General features: G+C 68.8%; 11 protein-coding genes. 2 read left to right on the top strand and 9 right to left on the bottom strand.

What is annotated here, in order from left to right:
- Nucleotides 1-43: 43 nt before the first annotated feature.
- The 3 genes from IM660_RS06040 to IM660_RS06030 form a co-directional block, all read right to left on the bottom strand.
- The gene (locus IM660_RS06040) at nucleotides 44-700 is read right to left on the bottom strand and encodes a methionine ABC transporter permease (protein ID WP_193498480.1); all 657 of its coding nucleotides are present in this window, start codon (nucleotides 698-700) and stop codon (nucleotides 44-46) included.
- A complete protein-coding gene (locus IM660_RS06035) occupies nucleotides 700-1,782 on the bottom strand; it encodes a methionine ABC transporter ATP-binding protein (protein ID WP_193498479.1) in 1,083 nt (360 codons plus the stop codon). The genes IM660_RS06040 and IM660_RS06035 overlap by 1 nt, the downstream gene beginning before the upstream one ends.
- A 72-nt stretch (nucleotides 1,783-1,854) precedes the next feature.
- A complete protein-coding gene (locus tag IM660_RS06030; RefSeq protein WP_193498478.1) occupies nucleotides 1,855-2,748 on the bottom strand; it encodes a MetQ/NlpA family ABC transporter substrate-binding protein in 894 nt (297 codons plus the stop codon).
- 286 nt (nucleotides 2,749-3,034) lie between these two features.
- On the opposite strand from IM660_RS06030, the gene IM660_RS06025 reads away from it, so the two are divergent.
- The gene (locus IM660_RS06025) at nucleotides 3,035-4,210 is read left to right on the top strand and encodes a DNA glycosylase AlkZ-like family protein (RefSeq protein ID WP_193498477.1); all 1,176 of its coding nucleotides are present in this window, start codon (nucleotides 3,035-3,037) and stop codon (nucleotides 4,208-4,210) included.
- A gap of 2 nt (nucleotides 4,211-4,212) precedes the next feature.
- Here the strand turns inward: IM660_RS06025 and IM660_RS06020 are convergent, their stop codons facing one another.
- From IM660_RS06020 to IM660_RS06010, 3 genes are read right to left on the bottom strand one after another with little or no spacing between them, the layout of a single operon-like run.
- Nucleotides 4,213-5,376, bottom strand: coding sequence for an ABC transporter permease (locus IM660_RS06020; protein WP_193498476.1), 1,164 nt, complete (start codon nucleotides 5,374-5,376; stop codon nucleotides 4,213-4,215).
- Entirely contained in the window at nucleotides 5,373-6,536 is a 1,164-nt protein-coding gene (locus tag IM660_RS06015; protein ID WP_193498475.1) for an ABC transporter permease, read from the bottom strand. The genes IM660_RS06020 and IM660_RS06015 overlap by 4 nt, the downstream gene beginning before the upstream one ends.
- A 1-nt stretch (nucleotide 6,537) precedes the next feature.
- A complete protein-coding gene (locus IM660_RS06010; RefSeq protein ID WP_246465170.1) occupies nucleotides 6,538-7,527 on the bottom strand; it encodes an ABC transporter ATP-binding protein in 990 nt (329 codons plus the stop codon).
- A 148-nt stretch (nucleotides 7,528-7,675) separates the two neighbouring features.
- Here IM660_RS06010 and IM660_RS06005 point away from each other — a divergent pair, with 148 nt between their 5' ends.
- Complete coding sequence (locus tag IM660_RS06005; protein WP_193498473.1) at nucleotides 7,676-8,365, top strand: NUDIX hydrolase; 690 nt, start codon at nucleotides 7,676-7,678, stop codon at nucleotides 8,363-8,365.
- Nucleotides 8,366-8,425: 60 nt separating this feature from the next.
- Here the strand turns inward: IM660_RS06005 and IM660_RS06000 are convergent, their stop codons facing one another.
- The 3 genes from IM660_RS06000 to IM660_RS05990 form a co-directional block, all read right to left on the bottom strand.
- A complete protein-coding gene (locus tag IM660_RS06000) occupies nucleotides 8,426-11,917 on the bottom strand; it encodes a proline dehydrogenase family protein (RefSeq protein WP_193498472.1) in 3,492 nt (1,163 codons plus the stop codon).
- A 158-nt stretch (nucleotides 11,918-12,075) separates the two neighbouring features.
- Nucleotides 12,076-12,753 carry an SDR family NAD(P)-dependent oxidoreductase gene (locus tag IM660_RS05995; RefSeq protein WP_193498471.1) on the bottom strand — a complete coding sequence of 226 codons (678 nt, stop codon included), beginning with the start codon at nucleotides 12,751-12,753 and terminating at the stop codon, nucleotides 12,076-12,078.
- A 78-nt stretch (nucleotides 12,754-12,831) separates the two neighbouring features.
- Nucleotides 12,832-14,553 carry an IlvD/Edd family dehydratase gene (locus tag IM660_RS05990; protein WP_193498470.1) on the bottom strand — a complete coding sequence of 574 codons (1,722 nt, stop codon included), beginning with the start codon at nucleotides 14,551-14,553 and terminating at the stop codon, nucleotides 12,832-12,834.
- Nucleotides 14,554-14,626: the final 73 nt, after the last annotated feature.

The following is a 14,626-nucleotide window of genomic DNA, read 5'->3' as shown; positions in this document are numbered from 1 at the left end:
GTCACGGGATCAGCCAGCACACGGGCCCGCGACCCCTGGCCGATCAGCGCCGCAGCGCCTTGCGCGCCAGGGTGTTGCCCAGCCACTGCACAGCGTGCACGATCACGATGATCACGAGCACCACCATTGCGGTGACGCCCCAGTCGAACTGGCGGTACCCGTGCACGATCGCGAAGTCCCCGAGGCCGCCGGCTCCGAGGTACCCGGCGATCGCCGAGGCGTCCAGGACGGCGACGAACAGGAACGTGAACCCGAGGATCAGCGGGGCGAGCGCTTCCGGGATCAACACGCTCCCGATGATCCGCACCGGACCCGCGCCCATCGCTCGCGCAGCCTCCACCACGCCCGGGTCGATACCGAGCAAGTTCTGCTCCACCAGGCGGGCGAACACGAACGTGGCCATAAACGAGAGCGCGAACGTGAACGGCTCGATCCCGATCGTGCTCCCGGTGACGAGTCTGTTCAGCGGTCCGATCGCCACCAGGAAGATGATGAACGGGATGGGCCGCACGATGTTCACGGCCACGTTCAGCACTCCGAAGGCGAACCTGTTCGCCAACAGGTTCCCGGGCCGGAACAGATACAGACCCAGACCGATCACCAGCCCGCACAGGCCGCCCACGGCCATCGCAATGAGCACGATGAACGCCGTTTCACCGGCCGCGGTGATCAGCAACGGGACGAGTCGCTCCCAGTCCATCAGCGACCACCCTCCACGATCGGTGCCATCGTCGGGTCCTCAAGCGGCGTACTCGCCGTCCCCAGGTCCACCACGTCGGAGAAGGCGCGCAACGCCGTCACCCCCTGCTGGATGTTGGCCGGCTTCCCGGTGAGCTCCAGGGTGAGCGAGCCGTACGGGCGCTGGGCGACCTCGGTGATCCCTCCATAGACGACGGTGGAGTCGACTCCGGCATCTCGCAGCACCTCGTTCAGCCGGGAGGTGGAATGGCCGGCATCGTCCACACCGACCGTCACCAGCCGCCCAGGATGGCGAACACGCAACCGCTCCAGCACGTCCGCCGTCGGGCGATCTTTGAGTGCCGACGCCACGAACCGGCGACTCACCGGGTGCTGCGGGGCGGAGAACACCCGGTAGGTGTCGTCCAGCTCGACCACCCGGCCATGCTCCATCACAGCCACCCTGTCGCACAGGGAGCGCACCACGTCCATCTCGTGCGTGATCACCACCACGGTGATCCCGAACTCGGTGTTCACCCGCCGCAGCAGGGCGAGCACGTCGGCGGTGGTCTCGGGGTCCAGCGCCGAGGTGCACTCGTCGGCCAGCAGGATGCGCGGATTGGTGGCCAACGCGCGGGCAATGCCCACCCGCTGCTTCTGCCCACCGGACAGCTTGGCCGGGTAGACCCCGGCCTTATCCGTGATCCCGACGAACTCCAGCAGCTCGGCCACCCGCGCGTCCCGCCTGGCTCTGGGCCAGCCGGCCACCTCCAGCGGGTAGGCCACATTCGCCGCGACGGTGCGCGAGCCGAGCAGGTTGAACTGCTGAAAGATCATCCCGATCCCGGCGCGCACCTGGCGCAGTCGGGACTCCGGCAACGTGGTCAGGTCCAGACCGTCCACCACCACTGAACCGGAGGTCGCCGGCTCGAGGGCGTTGATGAGTCGCACCAAGGTGCTCTTCCCGGCGCCGGAGTACCCGATCACGCCGAAGATCTCCCCGGGGGTGATGTCGAAGGACACTCCGTCGACCGCGCGGACGTCACCGTTGCGGGCGGTGAACACCTTGCTCGCCTCCCGGAAGGCGATGATCGGTTCAGTCATGGGTCTCCTCCACGCACGTCCTGCTTCCCCGGGCGAGCGCGCTCACCCGGGGAGCAGTGTGCCAGGACGTCACTACTGCGAGAAGTCGCTCTCGATCTGAGCGAGAATCTCCTGCAGCTCGTCGGCCGGGTTGTTCACGAACACCGCGCTCCCACCAGAGGACTCGAACGCCGCCTCCTCCACCTCGGGTGAGTGGTACAGCTCCACGAGCTGGGCGAACGTCTCGTTGTCCGCCTCCTGCGCGCTGGCGACCCAGATGTTGATGTACGGAGCCGCAGCGTCCGAAGCGGGATCGTCGGAGAAGATCGCGTCCTCAGCCACCAGACCCGCATCGGCCACGAAGTCGTTGTTGATGATCGAGGCGGCCACATCCTGCAGGGCGAGCGCCGTCTGTGCGGCGTCCACCGGAGTCACGCTCACCCGGGACTCCTCGGCGATCACGTCAGCCGGGGTGGAGAACGCACTACCACCACCCTCGAGGGTGAGCAGACCGGCCTCCTGCAGCACCAGCAGGGCGCGGGCCTGGTTCGTCTCGTCGTTCGGGATGGCGATCTCGCCGCCTTCCGGGATCTCCTCCACGCTCGCGTAGTCCAGCGAGAACAGGCTCAGCGGGTAGACGGCCGTGGCGCCGATCGGGGTGAGGTCGCTACCGGTGTTGACGTTGTACTTGGCCAGGAACTGCAGGTGCTGGAACTGGTTGAGGTCCAGGTCGCCGTCGCTCAGTCCCTGGTTCGGCAGCTGGTAGTCGGAGAAGTTCACCATCTGCACGGCGATCCCCTCGGCCTCCGCGGCCGTCTCGAACACCTCCCACTGCGGTTCGGAGGAGTTCACGACACCGATACGAATGGGATCGTCCTCGGAACCGGAAGCTGCGCCGTCGGCGGAACCTCCACACGAGGCGAGGGTGAGAGCGGCGGTCGTGGCGAGAACGGCGACGCCGACATGGCGACGGGACAGGCTGGACATGGGTGGTCCTTTCGATGAGGAGAGGGGCAGGGGTGTGCCGGGTGTTGGCAGGGACGTCGGCACGGCCGACGGCGCAGGTGGTCCCACACGCGAACAGATCAGTCGCGCATTCGCTCCGAGGCGGGTGGGATCGCGGTCATGCCGCCATCATGAACGACCGCAACCGAGGCCGACCAATTCACTCCGGTCGCGTCCAGCATCCGGACATCGTGGTGGTGCGGCGTGGTGCCGATCGGACATGCCGCTGCTGCGGGTCACGGAGCGGCGCCAGCGGTAACGTCCTGTCATGGCCCGCACGTCCCCTTCCTCCCCGGCACCGGCTGCCGGCCTCACCGCCGATCAAGTGCTGCGGTTCCGCATGGCCCGCCACGGCCTGACAGCCGCTCCTGGCACGGTCACCGACCCCGGCGATGCACCGATCCTCAACCTCGGTGTGCAGGACACCGGACCCGACGGCGCAGCCTGGGCACTGCGGGTACGCGGCCTCGACGCGAGCCTCACCGACGATCCGCGCTGCCCGTTCGCCCTGGCGTGGACGTTGCGCGGCGCCCCGCACGCCTACCGCAGGGACGAACTCGGGCAGGTGCGGCGCGCCGTCTCCCCGTTCTCCGAAGCAGACGCGGGCAAGCGCATCTTCGACGCCGCCGCACCGCTGCGCCGGGCCGGGATTGCCGTGCTCGATGCCCTCGACCGGGTCGCCAGCGAGATGCATGACATTGCCACCGCTGAGATCGTCAAGGGAGAGATGTCGGCCGAGCTCACCCGGCGGCTCCCGGAGCCGTACCTGCGCGAGTGCCGCCCCTGCCAAGCGATCCATACCTACGAGCAACCCTTCCGCCTCGCGGCTCTGTTTGCCGGCCTGGAGCTGGTTCCCGGTACCTCACCGCCGGTACTCCGCCCGATCGCGGACTGGCCCAGCAGCGACGTGCCCGGGCCCATGCGGGAGCCCGACGGCGCCAGTTCCGCACCCACGCACCTGCAGCCGATCCGGGCATACCTCTCGCTCTTCGGTACCGGGACGATGCAGGAGGTCGCGGCCTACCTGGACGCTCCTGTCGCAGAAGTGCGTGCCCACTGGCCCGAGGACGCCGTGCCAGTGACGGTCAATGAGACCGCCACGTTCGCTCTGGCCGGGAATCTGCCAGCGCTCACGGGCGACGAGGAGTCCGGGGTCGTGCGCATCCTCGGCCCCTACGATCCGTTCCTGCAGGCCAAGGACCGCCACCTCCTGGCCGCCTCGGCGACCGAACGGAAGGCACTGTTTCCCGTGCTGGGGCGACCGGGCGCCGTCGTGCGAGACGGACGGATCCTTGCCCTGTGGCGGCCCACGACGGCGAAGGGGCACCTTCGCCTACGCCTGACGGAATGGGTGCCGCTCACCCGGGCGGACCGCGGCGCCGTGGCCGAGCAGGCCACCGCGCTGGCGGACTTGCGGGGCGTGACCTTCGACGGCTTCGCCTGACCTCAGATCGCGCGGCCCAGGCTGCGCCGTAGCAGCAGCGACCCCAGCAGCAGTGCGCCGAGCGCAAAGGCGGCGAGCACCCCCAGGTGCGGGAGGATCTCCGCCACCCCGGCATCGTGGCGCTGCACCTCGGCGAACGCCCGGTACCCCCACCCGTGCGGGGTGAAGGAACTGACAGTTCGCAGCGCATCGGGGAAGAGCTCCTGCGGGAACATGCACCCGCCGAGCGCGGCGAGCACCAGGGAGAGCCCGACACCGAGACCGGTGGCGGCGCCCTCGTTGTCCAGCAGCGAACCGATCACCATGGCGAACCCTGCCGCTACAGCGGCGAACACAGCGAGCACCAGCAACGCAACCGGCAGGTTGCCCCAGGTGACGCCGAACAGCAGCGACGTCCCGGCCATCACGTACGCCCCTTGGAAGATCGCGATCGTCCATCGGCCCAGCGCCTGGCCGGCCACGACACTCCCGGTGCCGACCGGTGCGGCGAGGGTGCGCGCGATCACCCCGTTGCGGCGTGCGTCGATCAACGTGCCGGACCCGGCCAGCGCCGCCATGAACACGAAGAGCAGCACCTGCGAGGCGGCCCCGACGTCGAAACCGGTCACCCCGGCGAACGCCTGACTGATCTCGTTCACGTCCACCACGTCGACCTGCAGCGGTGGCACTTCCTCCTCAGCGGCCTCGAGTGCCTGAGTCGCAACATCCGGCGCTGCGCCGGCGCCGGTCAGTGCAGCCAGCTGCGCGCGGGTGGTGGCCAGCTCGCTCAGGGCGGTCTGCACCCGCTGCGCCGCCGTCTGCGCGCCGTTGGTGGAGGCCTGGATCACCTCCACCCGCACCGGTTCCCCGGCATCGTAAGCGGCTGCGTCCTCGGCGGTGATCACGATGGCCACATCAGCCCGGCCCCGGGCGAGGGACTCGGCGGCGGCATCGGCCGTCGAGGCGTCCACGGTCACATCGGCCGCGGTGAGCGTGGCCTGGAGATCCTCCCCAAGACTCGACTGTGCCTCGGTGAGCAGTACCCGGCCGTTGCTCGCTCCACCGCCGAACTGGGCACCGATCACCACCACGAGCAGCAGCGGGAAGATGAAGGTGAAGAAGATGTTGGACCGGTCCCGCAGGAACCGGCGCAGCTCGACTCCGGCGATCGCGCCCACGGCTCTCATCGGGTCTCCCCCCGGTCCGGGATCACGCGGGAGACCAGCAGGCATACCGCGGCGAAGGCGAGCAAGGTGAGCACTGGCCCCGTCAGGTCGCTGAGCCCGCCGCCTCCGGCGGTGATGCCCAACCCGCGGGTGAATGCGGCGATCGGGTTCACATCGAGCACCGCCCCGAGCGCGCCGCTCGCAGCGATCGGGAAGAATGCGCCGCCGGACATGCCCAGGACCAGGGCGAGGATGGTCTGCACGATGTTCGCCTGTTCCGCAGTGCGTGCCAGGCGGACCACGATGAAGGTCAGCGAGGTCGCGGCGGCCACCGCGCACAGCACCAGCACACCCACGGCGCCCACATTGCCGAAGGTGACCCCGAACAGCAGTGATCCTGCGGTCAGCAGCACCGAGGTGGCCAGGACCCCGAGAACGAACGCACCGAGTGCCTTGGCGAGCACGATCGAACCGGGCCGGATGGGCATCGACCGCAGCCGCGCGAGAGTACCGCTCTCTCGCTCGGCCACCATGGAGAGCACCCCGAAGCCGACGGTGAACATCAGGAACAGGCCCGCTTGACCGGCGATCAGCGCCCCGCCAGCACTGAGCTGCTCATCGGAGGCCGCTCCTGCCTCGGCGGTGATCGCACTTGCCGCATCCACCTCCTGCTGTGCCAACTGGGCGGCGACCTCGGGGCCGAGGCCCGCCTCGATCGCCGCGGCGGCGGAGACGCTGCGCGCGCGCATCTCGCTGAGCAGCCCATCGGTGACGGCGATCAGGATGTTCGCGGACAGGCCGGCGCTGTCACCGATCACCATCTGCACGGAGTGCTCGGTACCCGAGCGCAAGTCTTCGGTCAGGCCCGGCGGGATGATCAGACCGAGATCCGCATCACCAGCATCCACCGCGGCCCGAGGATCTTCGCTGTCGGCCACCGTCACCTGGAAGACGCTCAGGCCGGCCAGGCTGGAGACCACCACATCGGCGAGCTCGTCATCGGCGTCGATCGAGGCGGCCACCGTCACCGGTTCCAGCTCCACGTCGTCGGCGCCGGTGGGGATCACCAGGTTGAGCACGGTCATCAGCGCCAGCGGTACGGCGATGGAGAAGATCAGCACCGACTTGTCACGCAACCGCTGCTGCAGGTCCTTGGTGACGATCGTCCACACGGCACCCATCTCAGTCCCGCAGCGCTTTGCCGGTCAGGTGCAGGAAGACCTGCTCGAGGTCCGGGCGGGTGATCTCGACGTCGGCGAGCTCGAGGTGGGCGCTCGCCGCGGTCACGATGGCCGCGAGCGCAGCGGGTGCGTCGGCCGCGGTCACCAGCACCTCACCGTCGGTCACGTCGGCGCGTTCCACCCCACGCACCTGAGCCACGGCGGAGGAGGCGGCGCGCAGGTCACCGGTACCGCTCAGGCGCACCTGGTCAGAGGAGCCGAGGATCCGGATCAACTCGCTGCGGGTCCCCGCAGCCTGGATCCGTCCGGTGTCGATGATGGCGATCCGGTCGCAGAGCCGTTCAGCCTCTTCCATGTAGTGCGTCGTGTAGAGCACCGCCATGCCCTCGCCGGCGAGGGCCTCCACCGATTCCAGGATGGCGTTGCGTGACTGCGGGTCCACCCCCACCGTGGGTTCGTCCAGGATGAGCAGGCTGGGCCGGTGCAGCAGTCCGACGGCGATGTTCAGCCGCCGTTTCATCCCGCCGGAGTATTCCTTCACCGGGTCCTTGGCCCGGTCGGCGAGGCCTACCACCTCCAGCACCTCGTCCACGCGATGCTTCAGGTCTGCCCCGCGCAGGCCCTGCAAACGGGCGAAGTAGCGCAGGTTCTCCCGGCCCTTGAGATCTGGGTAGAGCGCCAGGTCCTGTGGGACCAGTCCGATGTGGCGCTTCACAGCCACAGCGGAGGGGAGCATCCGCTCCCCCGCGACCTCGATCGTGCCGCGGTCCGGGGCGAGCAGCCCGGCGATCATCGTGATGGTGGTGGTCTTACCGGCCCCGTTCGGTCCGAGCAACCCGAAGGTCTCACCGGGGCGGATGCTCAGTGAGACCCCGTCAACGGCCTTCAGGTCACCGAAGCGGCGTTCGACGCTGGTGACGACCAGCACGTCCTGCTTGCTCGGAGTGGCCGCCGCCGGACCCGACGTCGCGGTTCCTGGTTCCTCGCGCACCCGATCATCCACCATCGATTCCCCGTTCGGTCGTCCCCTCGGACTCATCCTGGCACACGCACGCCCTCCCCAGAATCCCCTTCCCTACTGGCGGAACCTCTCGTGGTGTGTGCAAGAAGCGTCCGACACGCGCCACTAGGATGCCTGTGTGCCGCATGCCGCGCTGACCGACCTGCTCGGGCTCCTGGCGCGGGTGCACGAAGGACGCTTCGTGCCTCTCGCAGGACCGCACGCTGATGACGCCCAGCTCGCCGCCACGTTCCGTCGTGCCGCCGTCCTCGCCCTGTTCACCCCGGGCCAGACCGAAGGCGACACGGAACCACCGGCCGTGGATCTCTTCCTCGTCCAACGCTCTCCGGCGCTGCGCCAGCATCCCGGTCAGATCGCGCTCCCTGGTGGTCGCATCGAGGCCTCCGACGACGGACCGACCGGTGCCGCCCTCCGGGAGACCGAGGAGGAGACCGGTATCGCCCGGCACCACGTGCAGCTGCTCGGCGCCCTCCCCCAGGTGCTCGTTCCGGTCAGCTCCTTCGCGGTCACCCCGGTCCTGGGATGGGCAGACACGGTGCCTCCGACGACGCCGAGCACCGACGGCGAGGTGTTGCACACCCTGCGGGTTCCGGTGGCACGGCTGCTCTCCCCGACGGCGCGGGCGAACGTCCTGCTCGCGGGTCACCGTTCCGCCGGCTTCCGGGTGCCGAGCGGCTGGGTGTGGGGGTTCACCGGCAACCTGCTCGACCATCTGTTCACCGAGCTCGGGTGGACCCGCCCGTGGGACCGGGCAGCAGAGCACCTCATGACGTGGGACGAGGCTCGCGGCGCCCAGCTACGCGAATGATGCCCTCCCGGTCACATCACGGCACGCCTCGATCGACGACTGGCGCAGCCTGGCCCGGGGTCAGCGACCATCCACGCCGACGGCCGTCCCGGTCGGTGAGTTCGTCTCCGCTGCGACATGTCCGAGTCGATGCATGGTGCGGCTAACAGCCTGTTCCCGCAGGACCGAAAGCAGTTCGCGTCGGCCGGAGGCAAGGACCTCACCGTGGAGCAGCGTGGCGTCGGCGGTCTCGGTGCAGGCGGCCCGCACGAGGTTCTCCTGGTAGCCGATCACGCGGATGCGCCCGGCGACCTCCCCTCGTGAGACACGGGCCTCGAACGCCTCGTCGGTCTCGGTCTGCCATCCCCAGCCGACGGCATCGAGCCCGAGGCGGGCGTCGACGACCTGCCCGACATCGGGATGCATCGAGACTTCCACCGGGACTCCTGCGCAGGCGGCAGCGAGGGCCATCCGCCCAACCTCCACCGGGACGGCGGACGCACTCGCCCGCACCGTCACCATCGGCACGGGGCGGTACCGGAACACGTTCGCCTCGGCCGCGAGGCCGGTGCGGTCGGTCTCGCGCTGGAAAACCTGATCCCGCGCCCACGCATCGCTCAGCGCCGAGACCCACAACCACTCCTGCTCGGCCGGATCGTCGCTCAGCCGCAGAATCGCTTCCAGCTGTGCACGCACGCGACGCCCCACAGCACCCTCGCCCACGGGGCGCTGCACCGTGGACCAGGTGCCGAGCTGAGCGACGTAGTTCGGCCCACCGGCCTTGGCACCCGGGCCGATCGAGGAGTGCTTCCACCCTCCGAAGGGCTGCCGCTGCACGATCGCCCCGGTGATGTGGCGGTTGACGTAGGCATTGCCCACCTCCACGTGGGCGAGCCAGTGCCGGATCTCGTCCTCGTCTAGGCTGTGCAATCCTCCGGTGAGACCGTAGCCAGTCGCGTTCTGCCACTCGATTGCCTGCTCCAGCGAGTCGGCGGCCATGATGCCGAGCACAGGGCCGAAGTACTCGGTGAGATGGAACGGCGATCCGGGCTGGACTCCGGTCTTGATCCCCGGTGACCACAGTTTGCCCTCATCGTCGCGCTGCCGTGGTTCGATCAGCCAGGACTCGCCTGGCTCCAGTGTGGTCAATGCTCGCGCCAGCTTCCCCTCGGCCGGGCCGATGAGCGGCCCCATCGCTGTGCCGAGGTCCTGGGGCCATCCCACCCGCAACGATCCGGCCGCGTCCACCAGTTGACTCCGGAACCGTTCCGAACGTGCCATCGGCCCGACGAGGATCAGCAGCGAAGCCGCCGAGCACTTCTGCCCGGCGTGGCCGAACGCCGAGCGGATCACGTCGGCGACGGCCAGGTCGATGTCGGCGCTCGGGGTGACGACGAGCGCGTTCTTCCCGCTTGTCTCGGCGAGTACCCGGGCCCCGGCCGGGCGATCGCTACGCCACCGCTCGAACATCCGAGCCGTCTCGTAGGCACCGGTCAGGATGACCGTGTCCACTCCGGGATGGGCCACCAGATGCCGGCCGATCTCGCCCTCGTCGGTGCGTACGATCTGGACCAACTCTTCCGGGGCCCGGTGCGCGGCGAAGGCAGCGTGGATCGCCTCCACGACCACTTCCGCAACACCGGGCACCTGCGGAGCCGGTTTGAGGACCACAGCCGACCCGGCGGCCAAGGACGCAAGTACCCCGCCTGCGGGGATCGCGATCGGGAAGTTCCATGGCGGGGTGATCAGCACGAGCGTGTCAGGGGTGAAGCTCAGCCCCTCGGCGTCGGCGATCTCGTCGAGCTCTTCGGCACGGTCGGCGTAATAGCGGGCGAAGTCGATCGCCTCGGAGACCTCGGGATCCGACTCGGCGACGGTCTTGCCACCCTCGTGTGCGGCCGCGGTGACCATCTCCCCACGACGGCGCTCGAGCTCGTCTGCGATCGTGCGCAGCACCGCCGCACGCTCGGCCGAGCTCCGTTCGGCCCAGCCCGGCTGCGCGAGCCGGCCCCGTTCGACGACCTCGTCGACGGCCCCGATCGAGACGAGCTCCGGGGAGGTCAGTTCCCTGGCTGGCTGGGTGACCCATTCCTGCGCCGCCCACCGGACCTCCGGCAGTGCAGGGTCGGAGTCGGTGGTGTTGGCGAAGAACGCTCCGGCCGGCGGGCGCGCGCGGCTACGGCGCGGGGTTGCCGAGACACTGCCGGAGTCCTGCACCGAGGCGCGGAAGCGTTCCTCCTGTTCGAGCATCGGGGAGTGGTCCGGCGCGTCCCCGGCGTGCGGTGCGAAGACGGCATGGATGAAGTTCTCCGGTGCCGCGTTCTCCTCCAAGCGCCGCACGAGGTAGGAGACCGCGACGTCGAAGTCCTGGGGGGCCACCACCGGGGTGTACAGGATCAAGGGGCGGTCAGATCCGACGTCCCGCGCCACCGCCCTCGCCTGCGCCGGCGCCATCCCCTGCAGCATCTCCACATCGACGGCGTCACTCACCCCCCGCGCAGTCGCCAGCTGGTGCGCCAGGGCGAGGTCGAACAGGTTGTGTGAGGCGACCCCTGTGCGGACGGCAGCGGCTACCTCCGGGCGCAGCAAGGTGTCGAGCATGCGCACGTAGTTCGCGTCGACCTCTGCCTTCGTGGCATAGGGCGCCTGCGCCCACCCGTGCAGCTCGGCCTCGACCCGCTCGATCGCGAGGTTCGCCCCCTTGACCAGGCGGATCTTGATCGGAGCCCCGCCCGCAGCGCGGCGGCGGAGCGCGAAGTCGACCAGCCGCTGCATCGCCAGGTAGGAGTCCGGCAGGTAGGCCTGCAGCGCGAGACCCATCTCCAGCCCGGTGAACTCGGGCTCGGAGCAGATGGCCTCGAAGACGCTCACGGTGAGATCGAGGTCGCGGTAGGACTCCATGTCCAAGTTGACGAACGCCGTCGGGCTCTTCCGTGCTGCGGTGCGGTACAGGGGCCGGAGCCGGTCGACCACACGCGGCACCATCGCCTCGGTATCCCAGGTGCTGAGCTGGGAGACGAGCGCGGAGACCTTGATCGAGACATAGTCGATGTCGTCGCGCTCAAGCAGCAGACGGGTGCGCGCCGCGCGGGCTGCGGCCTCCTGCTCCCCCAGCACCGCCTCACCGAGGAGATTGACGTTCGAGCGGCGCCCATGGGCACGGGCTTGTGCCAGATGGTGACCAAGCGCGGGGTCGGACGCATCCACGACGAGATGGCCCACAAGCTGGCGCAGACGCAGGCGAGCCAACGGCACGACGACCGACGGGGCAAGACGCGCGACCGCTGATCCGAGGCCGAGCATCGCCCGGTCAGGTGCAGAGAGGAATCCGCTGGCAGCCTCAGTCGACAGGCGTCCCAGCTCCCGAGCAGCAACAGTGAGATCCTCGGGCCGGGCGACCCGGTCGACGAAACGCACCGCCAGGTCGAGACCCGCCGGGTCCGCGACCAACCTTGCCAGGCGTGCCGAAGTACGACTCTCGGCCGAGGTCGATCCCGCGGACGTCGCGCCCGCCCACCGGTGGGCCAACGCCACGGCGGGATCGACGGCTGAGGTCAGGTCGGCCACGGTCATTGATCCATCTTGCGTCCCCACGCCCCTGATCGTCTCCCCGAATCGCCATGTACGTCCCTACCCATCTTCCACTGTCGGACGGGTCTGCGTTGGACGGGCGCCGGCGGTGTGCCCTACCTCACTGGACCGGAGCACCTCGCCCCGGTCCGGCGCGATCGTCAGTAGGTGGCGCGCCCGCCGGAGATGTCGTAGACGGCACCGGTGGAGAACGAGCATTTGTCCGAGGCGAGCCAGGCGACAAGTTCGGCCACCTCATCGGCACGTCCTACCCGCTTCATCGGGATGAGGCTGGTGATGTGGGCGAGCACGTCGGGCGCCGTCGAGGCATTCATCGGTGTCGAGACCACTGCGGGGGCGATCGCATTCACCAGCACGCCATACTCCGCGAGGTCTTTGCCCATGGTTTTCGTCATGCCGATCACGGCGGCCTTGGTAGCCGAATAAGCCACCATGTTCGGGTTGCCGTCCTTTCCGGCCATGCTGGCGAAGTTCACGATCCGCCCCCATCCAGACCGGATCATGGCGGGCGCGAACGCTCGGCACACGTTGAAGGTCCCATCCACGTTGACGGCGAACGTGCGCTTCCACTCCTCCTCGTCGACATCCCAGAAGGGCCTATTCGGACCGACGATCCCCGCACTGTTGATCACGATGTCGACCGGGCCAATCTCCGCTGCGGCCGCGCGTACCGCTGCCGCGTCAGAGATGTCGAGAATGACATCGGCGCCGTCAGCGACATCGACAGTGATGGTCTGCACGCCGTCGGCGGCCAGTCGCTCGACTGTTGCCGCGCCGAGGCCGCTGACCCCGCCGGTGACCACTGCTCTTCGGGTCATGTTCTTGCTCCTTACGCTCGATCGTGCTGCGAGATCGGTTCGGACACCAGCCGGCGGCCGCGATGGACTGAGTGAGTGCTAGTGCGATTCACGCCGCACCTGCGAACCGGACGAGCCGACCAGGAAGTCCAAGTCGACGCCAGTGTCGGCCTGTAACACATGGTCGACATACAGCCGCTCCCACCCGCGCGTCGGCTGCGCATAGCCGGCGACGCTGCGCGGATCAGGTGTACGCGCCGCGAGCTGCTCCGGCGTGAGCATGACGTCGATGGTGCGGGCACCAACGTCGAGGCGAATGGTGTCACCGGTGCGCACCAACGCCAACGGCCCGCCGGCGGCGGCTTCCGGCGCCACATGCAGCACCACGGTGCCGTACGCCGTCCCGCTCATCCGCCCGTCGCAGATGCGCACCACGTCACGCACTCCGCGTTCCAGCAGCTTTCGCGGCAGGGGCATGTTCGAGACCTCCGGCATGCCCGGGTACCCCTTCGGGCCACACCCGCGGAGTACGAAGACCGAGTTCTCGTCCACGTCCAGGTCGGGGTCGTCGATGCGGGCGCGGAGATCCTCGATGCTCTCGAAGACGACCGCCGGACCGCTGTGTTGCATCAGGTGCGCCGAGGCAGCCGAGGGCTTGATCACGGCACCGCCCGGTGCCAGATTGCCCCGCAGAACGGCGATACCGGCGTCCCGTTGGAGCGGTTCGGCCCGGCTCCGGATCACCTCCTCGTCCCAGATCCTCGCGCTGTCCAGACCATCCACGAGTGGGCGACCAGTGATGGTGATCGCCTCGGGGTCGAGGAGGTCACGCACCTCGCGCAGCACTGAGCGGAATCCACCAGCACGGTGAAAGTCGTCCATCAGGAACGTTCCGGACGGTTGCAAGTTGACCAGGAGCGGCACCTCGGCACCGGTCCGGTCGAAGTCGTCCAGGGTCAACTCGACGCCGAGCCGGCCGGCGATCGCAAGCAGGTGCACCACGGCGTTGGTGGAGCCGCCGATCGCCGCGAGCGCGACGATCGCGTTGTGGAACGACGCGCGCGTGATCATGGTGCTGGGGCGCCGGTCCGCACGCACCATCTCCAGGATCAACCGGCCGGTCTCGTGTGCCCCGGCGAGCAGGTTGCTGTCCACCGCAGGGGTACCGGCCAGCCCGGGCAGCACCACGCCGAGTGCCTCGGCGACCAGCGCCATCGTGGACGCAGTGCCCATCGTGTTGCAGTGCCCGCGGCTACGGATCATCGAGGACTCCGACGTCAGGAAGTCCTCAGAACTGAGCTCGCCACCGCGAGAGGCCTCACTGAGCCGCCAGACGTCGGTCCCACACCCGAGTGGGCGACCGCGAAACGTCCCGGTGGCCATCGGACCGCCCGGGACGACGATCGCCGGGATATCGACTGAAGCCGCGGCCATCAGGAGAGCCGGGATCGTCTTGTCGCACCCGCCGAGGAGCACGACCCCGTCCACCGGGTTGGCCCGGAACATCTCCTCGGCGGCCATCGCGGCCATGTTCCGCCACAGCATGGCCGTCGGGCGCATCTGGGTCTCTCCGAGCGAGACCACGGGAAGATTCAGCGGCACGCCGCCCGCCTCCCAGACTCCCATCTTCACGTGCTGTGCCACCTCGTCCAGATGAGCGTTGCACGGCGTCAGGTCCGAGGCGGTGTTGGCGATCGCAATCTGTGGTTTGCCGTCGAAGGAGTCCGCGGGCGCTCCGCGTCGCATCCAGGCACGGTGGATATAACTGTTGCGGTCCTGACCCGCGTACCACTGTGCACTGCGGGGCGCTTCTTGACTCATCGCGTCACTTTCCATTTAGTGGATCTGCGCTCTAGCATATTGAACAACACGTGGGACGAATCACCAACTCGAG

The sequence above is a fragment of the Ruania alkalisoli genome (assembly GCF_014960965.1).
Lineage (GTDB): Bacteria > Actinomycetota > Actinomycetes > Actinomycetales > Beutenbergiaceae > Ruania > Ruania alkalisoli.
This window is presented reverse-complemented; position numbering and strand designations above follow the sequence as displayed.

Coding starts and splice junctions, on each gene's coding strand:
- IM660_RS06020 (WP_193498476.1), bottom strand. CDS start 5,376: ATGAGAGCCGTGGGCGCGATCGCCGGAGTCGAGCTGCGCCGGTTCCTG.
- IM660_RS06015 (WP_193498475.1), bottom strand. CDS start 6,536: ATGGGTGCCGTGTGGACGATCGTCACCAAGGACCTGCAGCAGCGGTTG.
- IM660_RS06035 (WP_193498479.1), bottom strand. CDS start 1,782: ATGACTGAACCGATCATCGCCTTCCGGGAGGCGAGCAAGGTGTTCACC.
- IM660_RS06030 (WP_193498478.1), bottom strand. CDS start 2,748: ATGTCCAGCCTGTCCCGTCGCCATGTCGGCGTCGCCGTTCTCGCCACG.
- IM660_RS06025 (WP_193498477.1), top strand. CDS start 3,035: ATGGCCCGCACGTCCCCTTCCTCCCCGGCACCGGCTGCCGGCCTCACC.
- IM660_RS05995 (WP_193498471.1), bottom strand. CDS start 12,753: ATGACCCGAAGAGCAGTGGTCACCGGCGGGGTCAGCGGCCTCGGCGCG.
- IM660_RS06000 (WP_193498472.1), bottom strand. CDS start 11,917: ATGACCGTGGCCGACCTGACCTCAGCCGTCGATCCCGCCGTGGCGTTG.
- IM660_RS05990 (WP_193498470.1), bottom strand. CDS start 14,553: ATGAGTCAAGAAGCGCCCCGCAGTGCACAGTGGTACGCGGGTCAGGAC.
- IM660_RS06040 (WP_193498480.1), bottom strand. CDS start 700: ATGGACTGGGAGCGACTCGTCCCGTTGCTGATCACCGCGGCCGGTGAA.